This is a genomic window from Streptomyces sp. NBC_00440, from assembly GCF_036014215.1.
Taxonomy (GTDB): domain Bacteria; phylum Actinomycetota; class Actinomycetes; order Streptomycetales; family Streptomycetaceae; genus Streptomyces.
Genome location: NZ_CP107921.1, coordinates 8156349 through 8177949, shown reverse-complemented (window position 1 = coordinate 8177949; position 21601 = coordinate 8156349). Strand labels below are relative to the sequence as shown.

Below are 21601 nucleotides of genomic sequence, written 5' to 3'. Positions count from 1 at the left end.
CGGCGTCCTTGATCCCCCGGCCGTACGACGACTCCGCAGGAGGCAAGCCCATGGCGCAGCACCGAGCGAGCGACGCCGGTGCGCCGACGATGCGCGATGTCGCCGCCCGCGCGGGAGTGAGCGCCATGACCGTCTCCCGGGTACTCAAGGACGACGCCCGGGTCAGCGGCACCACCCGGGAACGTGTCCTGGCCGCAGTCGAGGCACTGGGCTACCGGCGCAACGAGACGGCACGCAGCCTTCGTCTGGGTGGCAGCGGGATGATCGGACTGGTCGTCACCAACCTCGCCAACCCGTTCTACTCCCGCCTGGCGCTCGGTGTGCAGGAGGTGGCGTCCGAGCACGGGCTGCGAGTTCTTCTCAGCAACACAGCCGAACAGGCCGACCGCGAAAGGGGACTCGTGGAGGACCTGGCGTCCCGTCAGGTCGACGGCGTGATCGTCGTACCCGCGGGCAGCAGTCACCGCCACCTGGCACCCGCAGCCCTGCGGGGCATGCCCATCGTCCTGGCCTCCCGCCCCCCGGCCGGTATGGATGCCGACTGTGTCCTGGTCGACGACTTCGGAGGAGCCGAACAGGCCACCGGGCAACTCATCACCGACGGCCACCGCCGGATCGGATTCCTCGGCAACCCGCCCGCGCTCTACACCGGCGCCGAGCGGTTCCGTGGATACTGGGCCGCCCACGAAGCGGCCGGGATAGAACCGGACGAGAACCATGTGCGGCGCGGACTGACCGACATGGCCACCGCCGAAAGCGCCGCACGTTCCCTCCTGCAGGCACCTGACGCCCCGACCGCACTCTTCTGCACCAACAACCGTCTCACCCAGGGGGCCATCCGCGCGGTGCGCGCCCTCGGTACCTCGGTGGCCCTGGCCGGCTTTGACGACTTCGACCTGGCGGACGTCCTCGGGCTGCCCCTGACGATCGTGTCGTACGACGCCGATGAGATCGGCCGCCGGGCCGGCCAGATGCTCATCGACCGGATCAACCACTCGTCCGCGGAGCCGATCCCCGCGCGCAGAACTGTCGTCCCCACCCACGTCATCCGCTACGGGACGCACTGACCCGAGCCTCGTGCCGCTCTCTTCCGCGGCACCGGCTTGCCCTCTTCCGCCCCCGGCATTCCTCACGGAGCATCCATGCACCACGACCGCACCGTCACCGAACGCCGACTCGACCGTGTGCTCAACCAGCGGTTGCGGCCCGCCGTTCACGACCGCAGTGCCCCCCTCGACGTGGCGATATGGAACGTCACCGGCGAACCCGTACCCGTGTCCGAAGGGCTCCATGCTCAGTACGAGCCGGTCCGCACCGGCGCGCTGTGGGGCCCTGCCTGGTCCACCAGCTGGTTCCGGATCAGCGGCACCGTCCCCGCCGAATGGGCGGGGCAGCGTGTCGAGGCCGTCCTCGACCTCGGCTTCGGCACAACCCAGCCCGGCTTCTCCGCGGAGGGTCTCGTCCACCGCGCGGACGGCACCCCGGTGAAGGCGCTGAACCCCCGTAACACCTGGCTCGCGATCGCCGAACGGGCCGTCGGCGGAGAGGAGTTCACGTACTTCATCGAGGCCGCGGCCAATCCGGTGATCTTCGACTCCGGCGGCGAAGGCGACCCCTTCGTCCCCACCAGGTCCGGAGGGCTCGCCCCCTGGCTGCGCGGCGGCGAGGCGCCCGGCGAGCCGCTGTACCGGCTGAACCGGATGGACCTCGCCGTCTTCGACGCCCCCGTCTGGGAACTCGTACAGGACCTGGACGTCCTCTCGGGCCTGATGCACCAGCTGGCCGAGGACTCCACGAGGCGCTGGCAATTGGTGCACGCGGTGGACCGGGCCCTGGACGCCGTCGATCTCCAGGACATCAGTGGTACGGCCGCCGCGGCGCGTGAGGTCCTCGCCCCCGCGCTCGCTTCGCCCGCGCATGCCGGGGCCCACCGCATCTCCGCGGTCGGCCACGCGCACATCGACACCGCCTGGCTGTGGCCCGTACGGGAAACCGTGCGCAAGGCCGCACGCACCGTTTCCAATGTCACCGCGCTGATGGACGACCATCCGGGTTTCCGTTTCGTGATGTCACAGGCACAGCAACTCGCCTGGCTGAAGGAGCAGCGGCCCGAGGTATTCGCCCGCGTGCGGGAGAAGGTGAAGAGCGGCCAGTTCCTGCCGACCGGCAGCCTGTGGATCGAACCCGACACCAATCTCTCCGGCGGGGAGTCCCTGGTCCGGCAGTTCGTCCACGGGAAGCGTTTCTACCTCGATGAGTTCGGGGTCGAGACCGAGGACATGTGGCTGCCGGACACCTTCGGCTACAACGCGGCCCTGCCCCAGCTGATGAAGCTCGCCGGCATCAAGTGGTTCCTCACCCAGAAGATCTCCTGGAACACCACCAACGCCTTCCCGCACCACACCTTCTGGTGGGAGGGCATCGACGGCACCCGGATCTTCAGCCACTTCCCGCCCGTCGACTCCTACAACGGCGACCTCTCCGGCGCCGACATCGCTCACACCGAACGGAACTTCCGCGACAAGGGAGCCGCCAACCGGTCTCTCGTGCCCTTCGGTTACGGGGACGGTGGCGGCGGCCCCACCCGCGAGATGCTGGCCCGGGCGCAGCGTCTGGAGAATCTGGAGGGCTCGGCCCGCCTGGAGATGGAGGGCCCGTCCGAGTTCTTCGCCAAGGCCGAGGCGGAGTACGCCGACGCGCCCGTCTGGGTCGGCGAGCTCTACCTGGAGCTGCACCGCGGCACGCTCACCAGCCAGCTCGCCACCAAGCAGGGCAACCGGCGAAGTGAACACCTGCTGCGCGAAGCCGAGTTGTGGTCGGCGACGGCAGCACAGCGCACCGGAGAGCCCTACCCGTACGAACTGCTGGACCGGGTGTGGAAGACGGTGCTGCTCCATCAGTTCCACGACATCCTGCCCGGCTCATCCATCGCCTGGGTGCACCGCGAGGCCGAGGAGACGTACGCAGAGGTCGCCAGGGAACTCGGCGTGGTCATCGACACGGCTCAGCGCGCCCTCGCGGACGGTCAGGACGAAGGTGCGGGCGAGATCGTCTTCAACGCCGCGCCACATGCCCGTGACGGCGTCCCTGCACTCGGCGGGGCACCGCGCCGGCGTCCTGCCAGCCCCGTCGCCCCACAGGCCGGGACGGACGGTGGTCTCGTCCTGGACAACGGGCTCGTACGGATCGCCGTCGACGCCCGCGGTCTGGTCACCTCCGCCCGCGATCTGACGGCCGGACGTGAGGCGCTCGCTCCGGGTGCGGTCGGCAATCTGCTCCAGCTCCACCAGGACTTCCCCAACCAGTGGGACGCGTGGGACATCGACGAGTTCTACCGCAACACCGTCCGCGATCTGACCGAGGCGGACGAGGTCGCCGCGACAGCCGACGGAATCCGGGTCGTACGGAGCGTCAATGCCTCCCGGATCACCCAGGTGTTCACCCTCATCGAGGGCAGCCGCCGTCTCGACGTCGACACCGTCATCGACTGGCGCGAGTGCGAGAAGATCCTGAAGGTGGCCTTCCCGCTCGACATCCGGGCGGCGGAGTCCAGCGCCGAGATCCCCTTCGGCCATGTACGGCGGCCCACGCACACCAACACCAGCTGGGACAGCGCACGGTTCGAGATCTGCGCCCACCGCTATCTGCACCTCGCGGAACCTGGTTGGGGCGCGGCCTTGGTCAACGATTCCAGTTACGGCCACGACGTCACGCGGGACGTGCGCCCCGACGGCGGAACCACCACCACGGCGCGGATCTCCCTGCTGCGCGCCCCGCTCTTCCCCGACCCGGACTCCGACCGGGGCGAGCACCGCCTGCGGTACGCACTCGTACTCGGCGCGGATCTTCAGGACGCGGTCCGTGAGGGCTACCACTTCAATCTGCCCGAGCGTGCCGTGCCCGGCCGGTCGGCCGTCGACCCGCTCCTGCGGGTCGACGGTGGGAATGTCGTCATCGAGGCGGTCAAGCTCGCCGACGACCGCTCGGGGGATGTGGTCGTCCGTCTCTACGAGTCGGCGGGCGGGCGGGCGCGAACCACGCTCTCGGCAGGCTTCCCCCTCGCCGCGGCGCGGATCACGGACCTGCTGGAGCGTCCTCTCGATGACGAACCCACCCTGGCCTGTGCGGACACCGAGGTGGCCCTGTCACTGCGGCCCTTCCAGATCCTGACGATCCGTCTGACCCCGGCGGACTGACCGCTGGAGAAGAAGAGGGAGGTGGGTACGGCCCCCCGAGCCCTGTTCGCGGGCGGCTGCACGGCGAGACTCAGGCGGGCCATGCACGGGAGCCGCGCCCCGCGACGCGGCTCCCGTGCCGGCGCTCTCAGTCCTGGATGTAGTACCAGTTCTCCGGGCTGATCATCCCGAATGGATTGACCGGCTCGAAGCCGCCGAGCTTCTTCGACACCTCGAAGAGACGGATCGGGAAGTTGGGCGTGAAGATCACCGGGGTCTGTTCGGCGATGTAGTCCTGGGGGCACTTCATCCGGTCGGACATCACCCAGGACTCCGCCCGCTGGACCCAGCGGTTCTCGGCGGACGGCGGGCAGACCTGGGAGACGAACTGGACGATGGACCTCACGCGGACCGGCTCTTGGTCTCGCCGTTCCGCTTGGCGTGGTGAGGCGTCAGTTGCCGGGTGACCGAGGGGTTTTGCCGCTTGGGGCACGGCGGAGTATCGAAGGAGCACTGGGCGACACCGCCGGACACGCAGTCGGGCGCGCTCACGGGCGGCGGCTACCGCCGGCGCGAGGCGCAGCTGGGTGTAGCTGGGTGTAGCTGCTGATCCCCATGGTCCGGCAGAAGTGCATGACCGTCGTCACCGAGGTGTCGGCCCGCTCGCCGAGCACGCCGATGGACAGCTCCGAGGCCTGCGCGGGATCAGCCGGGGACAGCCTCGGCCACGCGCCGTTCCGAAGGCGCCAGGGGCAGCAGCGTCGCGCGGATGCGGGCCAGGGTGTCGGCCGATGAGGTGTCCTCTCCCGATCGGGCCGATGTGCACTGTGGTTCCTGGCGGGCCATGGACCGTTCCTCCTGAGCGGCGGGATGGCCGGTCAGCCACCCCTCGATGGTGCGTCAAAGATTTACGTACCGAAATTCCTTCAGTTATTCATTGACACACGGAGCCCTGTCTTCCGACACTCGCTGCACCGGGATCCGCTGGGCGGCGCTCGCCTGCCGGCGCCGGACCTCGACGCCCCCGCGAACCCCCATCCATCCGCGCACTGCGTAACGACAGCCTCCCCACCGACCCCAGCCTGCCGGTGACATAGCCGGCCCCCACCTAGGAGTGAGTGTGCGCCAACTCGACCTCGTGGTGATCGTCATCTACCTGGTGGCGATCTCCGTGATCGGACTGCGCCTGGCAGGTCGGCAGAGAACGGCGAAGGACTACTTCGTCGGCGACAGCCATATGCCGTGGTGGACCGTTTCGTTCTCCGTGGTGGCCACCGAGACCAGCGTGCTCACCGTCATCAGCGTGCCCGGCGGCGCGTACAGCGGACAGGGCTTCGGCAACGTCGAACTGGCCCTCGGCTACGTGATCGGCCGGGTTGTCGTGGCCACGGTGCTGATCCCCCTGTACAAACGGGGCGGCTTCGTCAGCGCCTACCAGTACCTGGGAAGCCGCTTCGGACTGAAACTGCAGGGCCTCGCCTCGGTGACCTTCGTCTTCACCCGGCTCCTCGCCGAGGGCGTCCGGCTCTTCGCCTCCGCGATCCCGATCAAACTGCTGCTCGACGAACTCGGTATGCACACGGGCTTCCGCACCATCATCATCGTGCTCACGGTGATCACCGTCGTCTACACCTACCTCGGCGGCATCAAGGCGGTCATCTGGACCGACACCATCCAGATGGGCCTGTACCTGGGCGGCGCCATCCTCGCCATCGCCGTGCTGTCCGCACACGTCGGGGGCGACGGCTTCTCACGCGCCCTGCACACGGGCCACTTCAAGCTCATTGACACCAACTTCGACCTGGCACACATCCTCACGAGCCCGTTCGCCCTGCCGACCGCGATCATCGGCGGCGCCATCTTCGCGATGGCCAGCCACGGCTCCGACCAACTGATCGTTCAACGCATCCTGGCTACCCGCTCGCTGCGCGACGGCCAGAAAGCCATGATCGCCTCCGGTGTCTTCGTCACCGTCCAGTTCGCCGCCTTCTCTCTCGTCGGCGCTCTGCTGTGGTCCTACAACAAGGGCAAGAGCTTCCAGGAGCTCGGCCTGAGCAGCTCCGACAACCTCTACCCGAGCTTCATCCTGCACGGACTGCCCGTGGTGATCTCCGGTCTGCTCGTGGCCGGCATCATCGGCGCAGCCATGGGCTCGCTGTCCGCGGCGCTGAACTCCATGTCGAACTCAACAGTCGCCGACATCATCCACAGCTTCTTCCGCAGCACTCCCTCCGAGGAGTTCCTGCTCAAGCTCGCCCGGGTGATGACACTGGTATGGGCGGCGCTGATGGCGGTCTTCGCCTGCGCCTTCAGCACCAGCACGGGCAACGTCTACCTCACCGGCCTGACGATCGCCGGCTACACCTACGGCGCGCTGCTCGGTGCGTTCCTGCTCGGCCGGATTGTCCGGCGGGCTAACGAGACCGACTCCGTCGTGGCATTCCTGGTGACGATCGGCGTGATGACGTACCTCGTGCGCGGTGTGAAGATCGACGTCACCGTGGCCGGAGCCACCGTCCCGACAGCACTCGCCGCCCAATGGCTGGTGCCGGCGGGCGTGGTGGTCACGCTGGCCGTCGGCGCTGTCATGAGCCTGTTCCACCGCTCCCCCGAGACCGGCGCGGACGCTCCAGAGCCCCGTACCGACCGCGTCGAGGCCCCCGCGGCCAGGGAATGACGGAGCACCTACCTGCCCTACGCGTCCAACAGCCCCTTGGAACAACCATGCCCCAACTGCAGCTCATCCCGCCCGAGTGGCGGACCGCAGACCAGGAGAAGCCATGCGTGTGATCGGCTTGATGTCAGGCACCTCGTACGACGCCATCGAGGCTGCCGCCGCCGACCTCCGTCTGGACGGCGATACCCTGCTCCTACGTCCGCTGGGCCACTTCTCCGTCCCCTACCCGGACGACCTGCGGGACCTGATCGCCGCCACCCTGCCGCCGGCTGCGACGACCACGCAGACCATCTGCGCCCTGGACACCGGCATCGGCCGAGCCTTCGCCGACGCGGCCGGGCGTGCTCTGGGAGAGCTGTGCGACGGCGCCGCGGACCTCGTGGTCTCGCACGGCCAGACCATGCACCACTGGGTCGAGGACGGCGCCGTCCGCGGCACACTCCAACTCGGCCAGCCCGCCTGGATCGCCGAGGCCACTGGGCTCCCGGTCGTCTCCGACCTCCGCAGCAGGGACGTGGCCGCGGGTGGTCAAGGAGCCCCTCTGGTGGGCATGACCGACACACTGCTGCTGCGCGCCCTGCCCGGCACACCCGCAGCGCTGAACCTCGGCGGCATCGCCAACGTCACCGTCCTCGTACCCGGCGCCGAGCCGCTGGCCTTCGACACCGGGCCCGCCAACGCACTGCTGGACGCAGCCGTGCGACTCTTCACCGACGGCGCCGCCGCCTTTGACGAAGACGGACGCAGGGCCGCCGCCGGCCGGACCAGCCCCGAACTGCTCCGCGTGCTCCTGGACGACCCCTACTACCGCAGGCCCGCCCCGAAGAGCACCGGCAAGGAACACTTCCACCTCCCCTACCTGCAGCGGGCCCTGGACGCGGTGCCCACACCCGCCGACGACGTGCTGGCCACCCTGACGAAGCTCACCGCCGTCACGGTGGCCGAGCCCTGCCGCGCCTACAAGGTCACCGGCCTCGTCGTCTCCGGCGGCGGTACCCGCAACCCGGTACTGATGCGCATGATCGCCGAGGAACTGTCCGGCGTTCCGGTACGGCTCAGCGACGACCTGGGCCTTCCGTCCGACGCCAAGGAGGCCCTGGCCTTCGCCGTACTTGGCTTCCTCACAGCCAACGGTCTGCCCGGCACCCTCCCCTCGGGCACCGGCGCCAGCCGGGCGACGCTGCTGGGCAGCATCACCCCCGGCCGACAGCCGCTGCGACTGCCCGAACCAGCCGCACAAGCGCCTCACCTGCTGCGCATCACCCACACCACCCACTGACCGCCGCTCGACTTCATCGGGTTCGGGGTCATCTCATCCTGGAACCACAGGACACGACCCGGCCACGGCCTCGTTCGGCCTTGGGCGGTCTCCAACTACTCCTGGGAGGAGCCGAGTAGCTTGTCGACCGCAGCGCCGGATCCGAAGACGTAGCGCCCGCCGCGGTTCCCATGCCCCGACCCCATCATTCACACGACATGCGAATCGGCCCCGAACGACTCGGCACCCACGGACGGGTGACACCAGATCATCCAGAAATGGACATAACGGCCCCCTGAGCAGTCACGAAACCCGAAATCAAGAACCCCCAAGCAGAGCCGAAGCTCGCCCTACCCCACCCACGGATGGGCTGCCTGAGGAAGAGAACCGCACGCGTTTGCGGGCTGGCGATAGATTGCCCGCCATGACTGAACTCAAATCCGTCACCTGGCCGCCTGCCCCGATCAAGACCGAGCGGCTCGTGCTCCGCGAGTCCGAGGCCCGGGACCGTGCGTCGTTCATCGAACTGCTGGCATCGCCAGAGGTGCACACCTACCTCGGCGGCCCCCGGCGGTATGACGAGCTGGAGCGCGAACTGCCCGAAATACCCGAGCGGTGGCCCGGGAGTTTCGTCGTGGAACTCGACGGGGCGATGATCGGGCAGATCCTGCTCAGGAGAGCACCGGGGCACCATCGCCCGGCTGCGGCGGGAAAGGCCGATCTGGGCTACATGTTCCTACCGCGGGCGTGGGGATTCGGGTACGCCGCCGAGGCGTGCGCGGCGGCGCTCGACTGGCTCGACGGCGTCCTTCCCGGCGAGCCGGTGGTGCTCGCCACCCAGACCGCCAACGTCGGCTCGATGCGCCTCGCGGCAAAGCTGGGATTCACCGAGGTGGAGCGGTTCCATGCCTGGGACGCCGAGCAGTGGTTCGGCCTGCGGCCCCCGGTCACGCCGCCCGCTTGAGCTCCGAAGATATGGTGTGCCGACCGCCGGTCTTCGCCTTCTTCGACGGCGTCCGGGTCCCGGAAGGGGCTCAGACCCTGTTCGGGGCCGCTGGCTTTGATGTTGAACAGGTAGCGGCCCGGCACTCCAACTCCTGCCAGGGCAAGCGTTCGTCCGGCAACAGCGAAGGGCCGACTTGGTGCAGAGAAGATCAGCGAGGTACGTGCCGTTCATCCCGGCCGACTCCAGCTCGGCGAAGCCCTTGGAACCGATGTGCTCCACGAGCCGGCGCCGGCCAACGGCGATCGGAAAACAGATGCATGCATCGCGAACTACGGCGGGGATCTGGACCGTGGTCACCGCGGCCAGTCAGGTTCGTGCGTCAGTAGGCCGCGACCAGGAGGGCCCGGTCGGCTCCGACGCCGTGATCACTCCGGCCACGGCGAGATCGTCTCATCTTGATCATGGTGCGGGGCCGCCGGCCTCTGACGGGACACATCTCGGTCGCCCGGACGGATCCGGCATGAGAGCCTCACGCCCGTGGCTACTGAAACCGAGGTGGGAGAGCTGCTGCACCAGCGCGGCTGGAGGACGCCGTTCACGGTCGCTGAAAGGGTGAACGCATGGGCCGCCCTGGTGAGCGCCATCGAGCACGGCTACGGCGACGACATCTACGAGTACACCAACGACCTCTACTGCCGAAACTGGCTGCACGAGGCGTGGCTCCTGCTGGACGAACACGTCGTCCAGCTCTGGACCCCGCGGATCAAAGCCTTGGACGCGCGGTACAAGGCCTCGACCATCGACGACGACGGCCAGGCACTCGAACACTTCCACAGGCTGCCCGGCCCCGACCTGTGGTGGTGGCGGCGCCACCCCCGCATCCTCACCGGAGACCTCGGGCGTTCGCTTCGCTCGGCCGGTGCCATCGGCGCCGACCCGGACACGGCACGACCCTCAGCCTCGTGGGATTACGGGACAGCGCTTAGGCCCCGTTGAGCTGCCGGCGCACCCAATGGCTGGCCAGGGGAAGCGCAGTGTCGGCGGCCGTCGCGGCCGGGGCGCCGTACCGTCACCGGCATTGCGGTCCCTGGGTGACAGAGGCCGGAGTGCGGCCCCGCCTCGTTCTGCTGGGACCGCACCAGATCTCCGTGCATCACACCTCCCTGTACCGATCGGCCGCGACACGAGTGTCTTCATCGCGGTTTGAGGAGCAGGGGGTGTTCCGGGCGGCCTCGGTAAGGGTGTGTTCAGCTGTCCTGTACCAGGACCGGTTTGGTCGACCACCAGCCGCCCGTGTCTGCCTCACGATGTCCTGTGGCGGTGAGTTGGAGGCCGTTCGTTTCCGGTGCCCACATCAGAGCCGTGATGCCGCCGATGAGCGAGACCGCCGCCATGAAGATCATGGACCAGCTCAGGCCGAGGTGATCCAGGGACACCGGGAGCAGGAATGTGCCGATCGCCGCGCCGATGCGGCTGGCGGCGGAGGCCAGGCCGACTCCGGAGGTGCGGATCGAGGTGGGGAAGACCTCGTCGGGGTAGATGCCGGGGAGGATGCTCATGATCCCGTACGAGAACAGGTAGCCGAAGAAGCACACGGTGGCCAGCCACACCGGGAGCACATGGCCCAGGCTCACCAGGAACAGGGCGAGTGCGCAGCCGAACATCGGCCAGACAAGGATCGTGCGGCGGCCGACGCGGTCGACGAGCCACCAGCCGGTGGCCGCGCCTGTCAGGGCGACGATGGTCCCGATCAGCGCGCCGGCCAGGGCGTTGCCGCCCAGGCCGATGGCGCGCAGGACGGTCGGCTGGAAGAACGTAAGTGCGAAGTAGGGCAGCACGATGCAGATCCAGAAGGTGCATACGAACACGGTGCGGCGCAGGTATGCGGCTGAGAACAACTCGCGGTAGCGCGTCTGTTCGATCTCTTCGGAGTTGAAGTCCTCGCTGTCCAGGGTGGTTCCGAGGTCGCGCTCGATGACGGCCACGGCCTCGTCCCTTCGGCCTTTGGAGATCAGCCAGCGTGGTGATTCGGGCAGGCCGTGGCGGATCAGGAGGCAGAACACTGCGGGGACGGCGCTGGCGGCCAGGGTGATGTGCCAGGCTCCCGGCCATGTGGTGTTGATGATGTAGCCGAGGAGGTAGGCGACCACGTAGCCGACGTTCCAGAGGATTTCGAGGATCCCCAGGTAGTGGCCGCGTTTCTCACTGGGTGCGAATTCGGCGAGGAGCGGAGAACCGATCGAGTAGTCAGCCCCTACGGCGAGACCCATGACGAGTCCGAGCGCGAAAACCATCCAGGGGGAAGTGACGAACAGCATCAGCAGAGCAGACGCCAGGAAGACCGAGAGGTCGATTGTGAACATCGGGCGCCGGCCCAGCCGGTCGGTGACATAGCCGAGCAGCAGACCGCCGAAGAACGTGCCGATCAGTGTCGAGGAGGAGATCAGTGAGTTCCATGTCGAGGTGACGCCGATGTCGCGAGCCATCGCGCTGCCTGCGAGGGCGGACGCCACTGAGGCGAAGACGAAGCCGTCGACGAACATTCCGCCGCCTGTGGCAACGGTCAGGCGCCGTAGGAAGCGGCGGGTGTGATGACTGGGTCCGGCGGTTGTCGGCGGTATCGCGGCGGCTGTGCTCATGGGCGGGGCCTTTCGTGCTCTTCGGTTGTTCCGGTGGTCACGGGCGGATCGGTCGGCTGCGGCAGTCGTTGCACCACAGGTGACCGGGTGTCACGACACGATGGCGGCACGCGGTGTGCTTGCCGGGGCCCGCGGCTTTGCGGGCTTGCCCTGGTACGGCTGTGAGTCCACCGCGCGAACACGTCGGTATGCATCACGGTGCAGCTCGCTCCAAGCTGGTCCACCGCCCGTCGTGCAACCGGGTCGTTCCCGACCGTGCGGGCGAATGCGTGGACGTGCACCTGCCCACTGCCCTGCTCTTTCATGCCGCCTGTGCGTCCGGTCTCGCTGTGCCCGTGTGACCGCTGTGCCCGCTGGGACCGCTCCGGAGCGGCCGACGGCGACATCCTCGCCAAGTGCAACAACCTCGGCCCGACCGGTCCCCTCTCAGGTTTCCCGCTCACCTACGGGCCGACCAATCCGGACAGTGGGGACAAGCGGCGGCAGTTGGACGGTGGATCCATCTGCTGGAATGCCTCGACGGGTGCACTCCCCGTATGGAGGTCATCGGCAACAACGGACAAGGCCACGATCCTGGTCCACTTCCTGCAACACCAGTTCAACTGGGACCAGCCACGCCCTGAACCTGTGAAGCCCGTGCCTGCCACATGTGCGGGCAGGTTCGTCCGCACCGCCCGCACGCCATGGCACTCCCGGTGCCACTTCGAAATCCGTTCAACCTGGTCGAACACAGTCGGGTGCGCCTGCGTTCGACCAGTACCACTGAAGAACCTTCTTCGAAGGTATGAGTAGCATCCACACCACACCCGTTCAGACACAACGAAGAAGAGGTATTCATGACGAAGGCAAACGCAGCGACCGGTGTGAAGGCCGAGTACGCGCAGAAAGTCGCCGATGACCTCGCGGCCAATCAAAGTGAGCAGGACCGGGTTCGTGACGAACTGGCCCGGCTGCAGGACGAGTTGGTGCAGCTGGAGGAAAGCGGGCGGGTCCTCGTAGAGATGCAGGGCGTTCTCGGTATCTCCTCCAAGCCGACCGGCAAGTCCGTCAGGAAGACGGCCAAGGTACCCGCGGCTCGCATCCCCAAGAGTGAAGCGGCAGCCAAGAAGACCCCGAAGACGGGGCGCTCGTCGAAGAGCGCGGCAGAGCCGTCGCCCCGCGGGAAGACCCGCACCACAAAGGCTGCTACCGCGCAGCGTGCGGGCGGGCCGTCCTGGATCGAGCTGATCGGCGCCTACCTCGCCGGCCAGAGCGAGCCGAAGTCGTCCACGGAAATCGCCGCCGGTGTGGCCGAGGCCCACCCCCAGCGCGGTGTGCAGGTGACCGTCGTGCGCAACACACTGGAGCAGGGCGTCGCACGTGGCGTCATCGAGCGCTCCAAGCAGGGGCGCTCCGTCTACTACCAGACCGCACCCGCCGGCATTGAGGCCACGGACGACAGCAAGGCAACCGCGGTCTGACCAGCTATGTCGCAATGCCGGTGAAGCTCGAAGGCATCGGGGCGCTGGAAGTTCTGTCCGGACTCCCCGGAGCCGAACAGAACGGCCATCGCCCGGGTCACGTTGTTGCTGACACCACAGGCTCACGCCCACGGGCTGGGCGAAGGTGAGGCCGTCGTGGACGCCGGGTTGATGGGCAGAGACGTGGCGCTGGACCTTCGCGAGCTGGACGGCCGCCCCCGCGCCTGGCGCGCAGGGTCGGCCTGTCCGGTCCGTTCAGTAGCGGTAGTGGTCCGGCTTGTACGGGCCCTCGACCTCGACACCGATGTAGGCGGCCTGCTCCGGGCGGAGCGTCGTGAGCTTCACGCCGAGGGCGTCGAGGTGGAGACGGGCGACCTTCTCGTCCAGGTGCTTGGGCAGCACATACACGTCGGTCGGATACTCGGCAGGCTTGGTGAACAGCTCGATCTGGGCCAGCGTCTGGTCCGCAAACGAGTTCGACATCACGAACGAGGGGTGACCCGTCGCGTTGCCCAGGTTCAGCAGTCGGCCCTCCGACAGGACGATCAGCACCTTGCCGTCGGCGAACGTCCAGGTGTGGACCTGCGGCTTGACCTCGTCCCGCACGACCCCGGGGATCCTGGCCAGGCCGGCCATGTCGATCTCGTTGTCGAAGTGGCCGATGTTCCCCACGATCGCCTGGTGCTTCATCCTGGCCATGTCGGCGGCCATGATGATGTCCTTGTTGCCCGTCGTGGTCACGAAGATGTCCGCGATCGACACGACGTCGTCCAGGGTCGAGACCTGGAAGCCGTCCATCGCCGCCTGCAAAGCACAGATCGGGTCGATCTCGGTGATGATCACCCGGGCACCCTGACCGCGCAGCGACTCCGCGCAGCCCTTGCCCACGTCGCCGTAACCGCAGACCACCGCGACCTTCCCACCGATCAGGACATCGGTGGCACGGTTGATGCCGTCGATCAGCGAGTGTCGGCACCCGTACTTGTTGTCGAACTTCGACTTGGTGACGGCATCATTGACGTTGATCGCCGGGAACAGCAGCGTGCCGTCACGGTGCATCTCGTACAACCGGTGCACACCGGTCGTGGTCTCCTCCGTCACACCCCGGATCTCCGATGCGATCTTCGTCCAGTCGAGCGTACTGCGCTCCAACAGGGCATGTACGACGGCGAGTTCCGCGTTGGCCGCCTCGGGGAGTTCACCTGTTTTCTGGTACTCGACGCCCTTGTGGACCAGGAGGGTGGCATCCCCGCCGTCGTCGAGGATCATGTTCGGGCCGCCGGTAGGGGCATCCGGCCAGGTCAGTGCCTGCTCCGTGCACCACCAGTACTCCTCCAGGCTCTCGCCCTTCCACGCGAACACCGGGATCCCCGCGGCAGCAATCGCCGCCGCCGCGTGATCCTGGGTGGAGAAGATATTGCAGGAGACCCACCGCACCTGCGCGCCCAGAGCCACCAGCGTCTCGATCAGCACAGCCGTCTGCACCGTCATATGCAGGGACCCGGTGATCCGCGCACCCGCCAGCGGCCGGGCCTGCGCATACTCCGCACGGATCGACATCAGACCCGGCATCTCATGCTCGGCCAGCGTGATCTCCTTACGGCCGAACGCGGCCAGCGACAGATCAGCAACCCTGAAATCGGTGAACTCAGCGGACATGAAGGCTCCTTGAGGACTGGACATTGCGGTGAATGTCGACGGCCGCCGTCGAACGGTTGAGCGTGATGTAGTGCAAACCCGGCGCACCCTCGACAAGCAACCGGTCCGCCATGGCCGTGGCATGGTCGACCCCGATCCGGTACGCATCGCCGGGCCGCCCGCGAGCGGCTTCGAGGCGGTGCGCCAGATCTTCGGGGAACGCGGCGCCGGAGAGTTCCACGAAGCGGCGGATCTGGCGTACGTCGGTGGCCGGCATGATCTCCGGGATGACCGGTGTCGAGCAGCCGGCCGCGGCGACACGATCACGGAACCTCAGATAGGTCTCCACGTCGAAGAACATCTGGGTGATGGCATAGTCCGCCCCGGCCCGGCACTTGGCCACGAAGTGACCGATGTCGCTGTCCCAGTCGGGCGAACGCGGATGCCGCTCCGGGAACGCCGCGACGCCAATGGTGAAATCCCCCAGGGACCGCACCAGTTCGACCAGTTGATACGCGTGCGTGAAGCCGTCCGGGTGCGGCACCCACCAACCTGTCGGGTCGCCGGGCGGATCGCCGCGCAGCACAAGTACGTCGCGCACTCCGGCGTCCGCGTACCTGCCGATGATGCGCCGCAGTTCGGCCACCGAGTGCCCGACCGCGGTCAGGTGCGCGACCGGGCGCAGCGTCGTGTCGGCCGCGATCCGCTTGGTCACGGCGACGGTACGGTCCCGGGAGGAGCCGCCGGCCCCGTATGTGACGGAGACGAAGTCCGGGCCGAGCGCCTCGACACGCCGGATCGCCTCCCAGAGAGTCGTCTCGCCGGCAGCTGTCTTCGGCGGGAAGAACTCGAACGAGAACGTCGGTGCTGTCGTCCGCCTCACTGTTCGCCCCTGGCTGCCCGGCCCTCGTTGACGTAGGAGGCTTCGGGGTGGTGGTGGACGACGACGATGGCCGGTGCCTGGCGCAGGGCGTCTGTCCGTCGGCGCCGGGCCGCCCTCATGACACGCGCGCCAGCTGCGCCTCAAGGGCACGGGCCGCGTCGCTGCCGTACGTCTGGTCGATGCGGGTGACCAGATCCGACGGGGACAGCTTGTACTCCTGGGTACCGACCGATTCCAGCACGGTGGTGGCCAGGGCGCAGCCGAGTCGGGCCGCCTGTTCCTGCGGCCAGTTCCATGCGGTGCCGGCGAGGAAGCCGGACCGGAAGGCGTCTCCCGCCCCTGTGGGGTCGGCGATCTCGTCGGTGAGTACGGCTGGTATCCGCAGAGTGGGCGTATCCGAGCCGGCCAGTGACACCCCGGCCTCGCCCCGTGTGGTGATCCAGGTACCGACCCGGCCCAGGAGGTGTTCCTCGGTCCATCCGGTGCGTTCGAGCAGCAGGGCGGCCTCGTACTCATTGGTGAACAGCCACCGCGCCCCGTCGACGAGTTGTCGGGCCTGATTACGGTCGAGACGGGCGAGCTGCTGGGAGGGGTCGGCGGCAACGGGGATGGTCAGACGGTGGGCGGTGGCGGTGTGGCGCAGCATGGCGGCGGGGTCGTCGGCGCCGACCAGGACGAGTGCGGGCGCCCCGGTGCGTTCCGCGATCGCGGCCAGATCGATCCGGGAGGCCTCGGCCATGGCACCGGCGTAGAAGGTGGCGATCTGGTTCTGGTCCTCATCAGTGGTGCACACGAAGCGGGCGGTGTGCAGGTGGTCGCTCACCTGGACTGCGGTGGTGTCGACGCCGTTCGCCCGTAGCCAGGCATCGTATTCAGCGAAGTCGATGCCCGCGGCGCCGACCAGGATGGGGTCGAGACCGAACAAGCCGAGACCGAAGGCGATATTGGCGGCGACGCCACCTCTGCGTACCTCCAGCCGATCGGCGAGGAACGACAGGGATACCCGCTCCAGTTGCTCTTTGATCAGCTGCTCGGCGAAGCGTCCGGGGAACACCATCAGATGGTCGGTAGCTATCGATCCGGTCACGGCGATACGCACGGAAAAGCACTCCTTGGACCTGATGAGGGCGGGGTTGGGCGGGCGGAACGGCTCGGGTGGCGGCGCCACACAGGGAAGCGGTGCGCGGTGCGGTGCGCGGCCAGGGGAAAGGCCGCGCACCGTCGGGGAGTGCCCGGGCTCGCCCTGGGAGCTCTACCGCCCGGGGGCTTGCCCGCGCACTCCTCCCGCCCGGGCAAGCCCTGGCACTCCTGCCGCCGGGGCTCGCTCCGGGCGCTCTGCTGTCAGCCCGCTGCCGCTGCCTTGCGCAGAGCGTCGGCGCGGTCGGTGCGCTCCCAGGTGAAGTCCGCCAGTTCGCGTCCGAAATGGCCGTAGGCGGCGGTCTCGGCGTAGATCGGGCGCAGCAGGTCCAGGTCACGGATGATCGCGGCCGGACGCAGGTCGAAGACCTCACTGACGGCATTCTCGATCTTCCCGACAGCAACCGTGTTGGTGCCGAAGGTCTCGACGAACAGGCCGACCGGTTCGGCCTTGCCGATGGCGTACGCGACCTGCACCTCGCAGCGCTCCGCCAGACCGGCCGCGACGACGTTCTTGGCCACCCAGCGCATCGCGTACGCCGCCGAACGGTCCACCTTCGACGGGTCCTTGCCGGAGAACGCGCCGCCGCCGTGCCGGGCCATCCCCCCGTACGTATCGATGATGATCTTGCGACCGGTCAGACCCGCGTCACCCATCGGGCCACCGATCTCGAAACGGCCGGTCGGGTTCACCAGGAGGCGGTAGTCCTCGGTGTCCAACTTGATTCCGTCGTCGGCGAGTTGTGCCAGGACGTGTTCGACGACGTGCACCCGGATGTCGGGGGTGAGCAGGCTGTCCAGGTCGATGTCACTCGCGTGCTGCGAGGAAACGACGACGGTGTCCAGGCGGACCGGCCGGCTGCCCAGGTACTCGATGGTGACCTGGGTCTTTCCGTCGGGGCGCAGGTACGGGACGGTCCCGTCCTTCCGGACTTCGGTCAGACGGCGTGAGAGGCGGTGCGCCACCTCGATCGGCAGCGGCATCAGGGTGGGGGTCTCGGTGGCCGCGTAGCCGAACATCAGGCCCTGGTCGCCCGCTCCCTGCTGGTTCAGCTCGTCGGTCTCCCCGCCGCCGGCGGCGCCCTTGAGCCTGGACTCGTACGCTGTGTCGACGCCCTGGGCGATGTCCGGGGACTGCGCGCCGATCGATACCGACACGCCGCAGGAGGCGCCGTCGAAGCCCTTGGCCGAGGAGTCGTAGCCGATGTCGAGGATCTTCTCCCTCACCAGGGTGGGGATGTCGACGTAGGCGGAGGTCGTCGCCTCGCCCGCGATGTGGACCTGACCGGTGGTGATCAGGGTTTCGATCGCGACGCGCGATGCGGGGTCGTGACGCAGGAGTGCGTCGAGGATGGTGTCACTGATCTGGTCGGCGATCTTGTCGGGATGTCCCTCGGTCACTGATTCCGAGGTGAACAGGCTGCGGGACATGACACTCCAGGACAGTGGTGGGCGGACACGGGCTGGTGGGTGCGGAGTTGGTACGGGGTTGCGCGGGTGCGGAGTTGCGGGGTGCGCCCTTCGTATATACGTCTCGTGGTGTTCTGGTCGCGGCGTCATCCGAGTACAGCGGCACGCGTGTCACCGGTCGGCGTGCGGGCCCCTGGTGGGCGGGGCTGGACTTTCGTTGTCCCGGTGCCACCAGGGGTTCGCGCGTTCCTGACGCCGGGCCGGTCCGGGGCGGCCGCGCGGGCGGTGTTGTGTCGCGTACCGCATGCGTCGCGCGTTGCCGGAAGGGCCTCGGCAGCAGGCCGCCCCGAGCAGAATCAGCGGTTCGTGCCCTTTACTGCCACTGCACTACTACTGCGCTGTTACTGCGTCGCTACTGCGCCGGTCCTGTCTTACGGAAGACCCAGTAGTCGGCTCCCTCTTCCGCGATGTAGTTGGCGTCCTTCAGCTTGAATTCCAGGGAAGCCTGCTCGGTGATCTCCTTCGAGCGGGAGAAGTCCTCAAAGCCTGTTTCAGTGGCATAGCTGCCGCGGGTGGACACCAGGATCAGCCCATGGGGCCGGGCGTATTCGATGAGCGTGAGCAACGCCGTCGGGCGCACATGGCCGAGGGTGAACACGCCGCTGCTGACGACGATGTCGTACTGGTCCAGACGCTCATCGCGTACCGGTGTCGAGAGGTCCACGCCGCCGTAGACCTTCCGGTAGGCGTTGGTCTTGATGGCCTCGGCAGCCATGTTCTCCGACAGGTCGACGCCGTCGATCACGTACTTTCCCAGAGTGCTCAGGACACTGCCAACGAGGCCGGTGCCGCAGCCGGCGTCGAGAATGGTTGTTCCCGGCGTCCCGTAGGCGGAGGCGAGCAGGTGAACGAAGTTGGCCGCGACCCGCGGCGCCACCCACTTCTGATCCGCCAGGTCCACGTCGTACCGCGTCGCCCAGTCCTCGTAGTAGCTCTTCAGGCCAGAGGAATTGTCGAAGAACACGTGAGACTGCTTGATGTTCGCGAAGGAATTACTCATGGAATTGACTCCCTGTCAGGATAAGCCAACGATCATGACCGTTCTTTTCTTGTCCCGCTAAGTCACTGCGGGCACATCTGATGCGTCCGATCTTTCGGTCCCGGTGCCCCCGCTGTCCCCGCTGTCCCCTGTGCCGCTCGACCGTGAATTCTTCACGTCGAACACCATGTAGACGGCGATGCCGGTGAGGACGAACAGGGCCCCGCCGACCTCCGTCCAGGTAGGCATCCGCTGTTCCATCGGCAGACTCAGGATCGCGCCGAAAATCGTCTCCGTGGCGAGCAGCGGTCCGACCAGTGGTACCGGGATGCCCTGTGCCGCCTTCACCCAGATGTATGTCCCCCACCAGGATCCGATGACGCCCAGGAACACGCACCACGCGATGATCTTGAAGAGCGGATACGGATCGAATGTCGCATCCGGTGTGGAGGCAATGGCGAAGGGCAGCAGCACCATGGAGGCACCACCTGCTCCCATCGCCACCAGAGCGGCCCAGATCGTGGGGTCCGGCTTCGTCTCCCAGGTCCGCTGCGACTGGGCATTACGAACCACGAAGTAGGACCATGTCAGCATGGCCATGATGGCCAGGCCTATCCCGAAGAGCGAGTCGCTCGCGCCACCTGAATGCTTCCCCTGAAGGAGATCCGAGACACTGAGGAGGGTGAGACCGACGAGAATCAGGATGACCGGTGCGACGAGCTCACGCCACGACATGCGCTTTTCTGCGAAGTTACCGGCCACCGCGATCGTGATCGGTGACGATCCCACGACGACTGCGGTGATGAATCCACCGCTCGTTGTGGCGGAGTACGAGACACAGATGTAGAAGACGAAGTACCCCACGAAGCCGATGTAGAGGCCGAAGAGGGTCCGCCGGACGGGCATCTGCCTGAGCTGGCTCCAGTTTCTGCACAGGACGTAGAGGCCGCACAGGCCGAACAAGGAGTACCGGCCGGTGACCAGGAGCAGTTCACTCGCGGGCTTGACGGCGGCCGGAGCGACAAAGGCGAAGGCCCAGAGCAGGGCGGCCGTGAGCGCGGCGGCAACGTTTTTTCGTGTACTTCCCATTACAGGGTCGGTTCTGGTGAGTGAATCCGACGGGTATCAAAGCCGTTCTGCATAAGCCAATCCGGGTTGTAGATCTTCGAGATGTACTTGTTTCCGCTGTCCGGCAGGACGGTGACGATCGTTGCCGGTTTCGTGAGCGAACGGGCAACTTGCACCGCGCCCCACACATTCGCCCCCGAGGTGCCGCCGCAGATGAGACCCTCGCGCGTTGCCAGGTGCCGGCACGTGGCGAAGGCATCGGCGTCGGTGAACTGAATCACGTCATCGACGACGGAAAAGTCCATGCATTTCGCCAGGTGGTCCTCGCCGGCGCCCTCGACGAAATACGGCGCGATCTGCGAAGGGTCAACAACGCCCTCATGGAAGTAGCGGTGATAGATGGAACCGGCCGGATCGAGGAGGACAGACCGCACGGACGGGTTCTTCTGCTTAAGGAACCGCGAAGTTCCGGAGATGGTGCCGCCTGTACTCCCTGATGCGACGAATGCCGTCACCGACCGTCCGAGTGCCTCCCAGATCTCGGGGCCCGTCGAACGGAAATGCGCCTCCGCGTTGAGCGGGTTGTCATACTGATTGAGCATGAACGAGCCCGGCGTCTCGGCGTGGATGCGCCTCGCGCACGTCACATAGTGCTTTGCCGAGTCCGGCGGGGCGGAGGTGGGGCAGACAATCACCTCGGCCCCCATTGCGCGCAGCGCGTCCTGCTTTTCCTGGCTGACCTTGTCCGGCATGGTCAGGATCGCACGGTAGCCGCGTGTTGCCGCCAGCATCGCGATCGCTGCACCGGTATTTCCGGAGGTGTTCTCCACGATTGTTGCGCCCGGCCCGAGGAGACCGCGACGCTCGGCATCATCGATGATGTACCGGACGATTCGGTCTTTGATGCTGCCCCCCGGATTTACGAATTCGACTTTGGCGAATATCCGAACATCGGCCGGAACGTCAAAGGTGTTCAGTTCGACGAGGGGTGTCTTGCCAATGAACGACTGGATATTCATGCCGGCTCCTTAGTACTGCGGGAGGAATGTAGCCAGGCGTGCGGACGACACGAAAGGGTACGAACAGGAAAGCGCGCGGACGGCAAGGGGGTTCGGACACGGTGGGGAAACGGTGGGGAGAGGACAGCATGTGGCCGGGAGCCGGCAGAGACCGGTGAGAATCCGGCAGCGCGGTGCATCGGGCCGTACACAGTCAGGACATTCAGTTGCTTCATCGCTGACCGCGTGTCAGGACCACACCGGGCGGTTGCC

At 67.2% G+C, this 21601-nt stretch carries 18 protein-coding genes; 7 read left to right on the top strand and 11 right to left on the bottom strand.

Features of this window, described 5'->3' with window-relative positions; translation table 11 throughout:
* Window positions 1-50 precede the first annotated feature (50 nt).
* Together OHB13_RS36245 and OHB13_RS36240 are read left to right on the top strand one after the other, a co-directional pair.
* Entirely contained in the window at window positions 51-1067 is a 1017-nt protein-coding gene (locus OHB13_RS36245; RefSeq protein WP_266862216.1) for a LacI family DNA-binding transcriptional regulator, read from the top strand.
* 75 nt (window positions 1068-1142) lie between these two features.
* The gene (locus tag OHB13_RS36240; protein WP_328380021.1) at window positions 1143-4196 is read left to right on the top strand and encodes an alpha-mannosidase; all 3054 of its coding nucleotides are present in this window, start codon (window positions 1143-1145) and stop codon (window positions 4194-4196) included.
* A gap of 127 nt (window positions 4197-4323) precedes the next feature.
* Here OHB13_RS36240 and OHB13_RS36235 read toward each other — a convergent pair whose 3' ends face one another.
* Together OHB13_RS36235 and OHB13_RS36230 are read right to left on the bottom strand one after the other, a co-directional pair.
* On the bottom strand, window positions 4324-4581 hold the full coding sequence (locus OHB13_RS36235) for a hypothetical protein (RefSeq protein WP_328380020.1): 258 nt from the start codon (window positions 4579-4581) through the stop codon (window positions 4324-4326).
* 299 nt (window positions 4582-4880) lie between these two features.
* Window positions 4881-5021, bottom strand: a complete 141-nt coding sequence (locus OHB13_RS36230) for a hypothetical protein (protein ID WP_328380019.1) — start codon at window positions 5019-5021, stop codon at window positions 4881-4883.
* Window positions 5022-5295: 274 nt separating this feature from the next.
* Here OHB13_RS36230 and OHB13_RS36225 point away from each other — a divergent pair, with 274 nt between their 5' ends.
* The 4 genes from OHB13_RS36225 (at window position 5296) to OHB13_RS36210 (ending at window position 10052) form a co-directional block, all read left to right on the top strand.
* Window positions 5296-6852: a sodium:solute symporter gene (locus tag OHB13_RS36225; protein WP_328380018.1), complete on the top strand. Its 1557-nt coding sequence runs from the start codon at window positions 5296-5298 to the stop codon at window positions 6850-6852.
* A 103-nt stretch (window positions 6853-6955) separates the two neighbouring features.
* On the top strand, window positions 6956-8131 hold the full coding sequence (locus tag OHB13_RS36220) for an anhydro-N-acetylmuramic acid kinase (protein WP_328380017.1): 1176 nt from the start codon (window positions 6956-6958) through the stop codon (window positions 8129-8131).
* 403 nt (window positions 8132-8534) lie between these two features.
* Window positions 8535-9074: a GNAT family N-acetyltransferase gene (locus tag OHB13_RS36215; protein WP_328380016.1), complete on the top strand. Its 540-nt coding sequence runs from the start codon at window positions 8535-8537 to the stop codon at window positions 9072-9074.
* Between the two features lie 519 nt (window positions 9075-9593).
* A complete protein-coding gene (locus tag OHB13_RS36210; RefSeq protein ID WP_266862206.1) occupies window positions 9594-10052 on the top strand; it encodes a hypothetical protein in 459 nt (152 codons plus the stop codon).
* A gap of 251 nt (window positions 10053-10303) precedes the next feature.
* Here OHB13_RS36210 and OHB13_RS36205 read toward each other — a convergent pair whose 3' ends face one another.
* Window positions 10304-11695 (bottom strand): MFS transporter, encoded by a 1392-nt coding sequence (locus OHB13_RS36205; protein ID WP_328380015.1) that lies wholly within the window; start codon window positions 11693-11695, stop codon window positions 10304-10306.
* An 836-nt stretch (window positions 11696-12531) separates the two neighbouring features.
* On the opposite strand from OHB13_RS36205, the gene OHB13_RS36200 reads away from it, so the two are divergent.
* Complete coding sequence (locus tag OHB13_RS36200) at window positions 12532-13155, top strand: hypothetical protein (RefSeq protein ID WP_328380014.1); 624 nt, start codon at window positions 12532-12534, stop codon at window positions 13153-13155.
* A 255-nt stretch (window positions 13156-13410) separates the two neighbouring features.
* On the opposite strand, the gene ahcY is transcribed toward OHB13_RS36200, so the two are convergent.
* From ahcY to OHB13_RS36160, 8 genes are all read right to left on the bottom strand, one after another.
* Entirely contained in the window at window positions 13411-14814 is a 1404-nt protein-coding gene (gene ahcY / locus OHB13_RS36195) for an adenosylhomocysteinase (RefSeq protein WP_328380013.1), read from the bottom strand.
* A complete protein-coding gene (metF, locus tag OHB13_RS36190; protein ID WP_328380012.1) occupies window positions 14804-15676 on the bottom strand; it encodes a methylenetetrahydrofolate reductase [NAD(P)H] in 873 nt (290 codons plus the stop codon). The genes ahcY and metF overlap by 11 nt, the downstream gene beginning before the upstream one ends.
* Window positions 15673-15795 (bottom strand): hypothetical protein, encoded by a 123-nt coding sequence (locus tag OHB13_RS36185; RefSeq protein WP_328380011.1) that lies wholly within the window; start codon window positions 15793-15795, stop codon window positions 15673-15675. The genes metF and OHB13_RS36185 overlap by 4 nt, the downstream gene beginning before the upstream one ends.
* The gene (locus tag OHB13_RS36180; RefSeq protein WP_328380010.1) at window positions 15792-16775 is read right to left on the bottom strand and encodes a carbohydrate kinase family protein; all 984 of its coding nucleotides are present in this window, start codon (window positions 16773-16775) and stop codon (window positions 15792-15794) included. The genes OHB13_RS36185 and OHB13_RS36180 overlap by 4 nt, the downstream gene beginning before the upstream one ends.
* Window positions 16776-17017: 242 nt before the next feature.
* Complete coding sequence (metK, locus tag OHB13_RS36175; protein WP_328380009.1) at window positions 17018-18244, bottom strand: methionine adenosyltransferase; 1227 nt, start codon at window positions 18242-18244, stop codon at window positions 17018-17020.
* A gap of 391 nt (window positions 18245-18635) precedes the next feature.
* Window positions 18636-19283, bottom strand: a complete 648-nt coding sequence (locus tag OHB13_RS36170; RefSeq protein ID WP_328380008.1) for a class I SAM-dependent DNA methyltransferase — start codon at window positions 19281-19283, stop codon at window positions 18636-18638.
* Window positions 19284-19340: 57 nt separating this feature from the next.
* The gene (locus tag OHB13_RS36165) at window positions 19341-20351 is read right to left on the bottom strand and encodes a DMT family transporter (protein WP_266861409.1); all 1011 of its coding nucleotides are present in this window, start codon (window positions 20349-20351) and stop codon (window positions 19341-19343) included.
* Window positions 20351-21349, bottom strand: coding sequence for a PLP-dependent cysteine synthase family protein (locus tag OHB13_RS36160; protein ID WP_328380007.1), 999 nt, complete (start codon window positions 21347-21349; stop codon window positions 20351-20353). Before OHB13_RS36160 ends, OHB13_RS36165 begins: the two co-directional genes overlap by 1 nt.
* Between the last annotated feature and the right edge of the window lie 252 nt (window positions 21350-21601).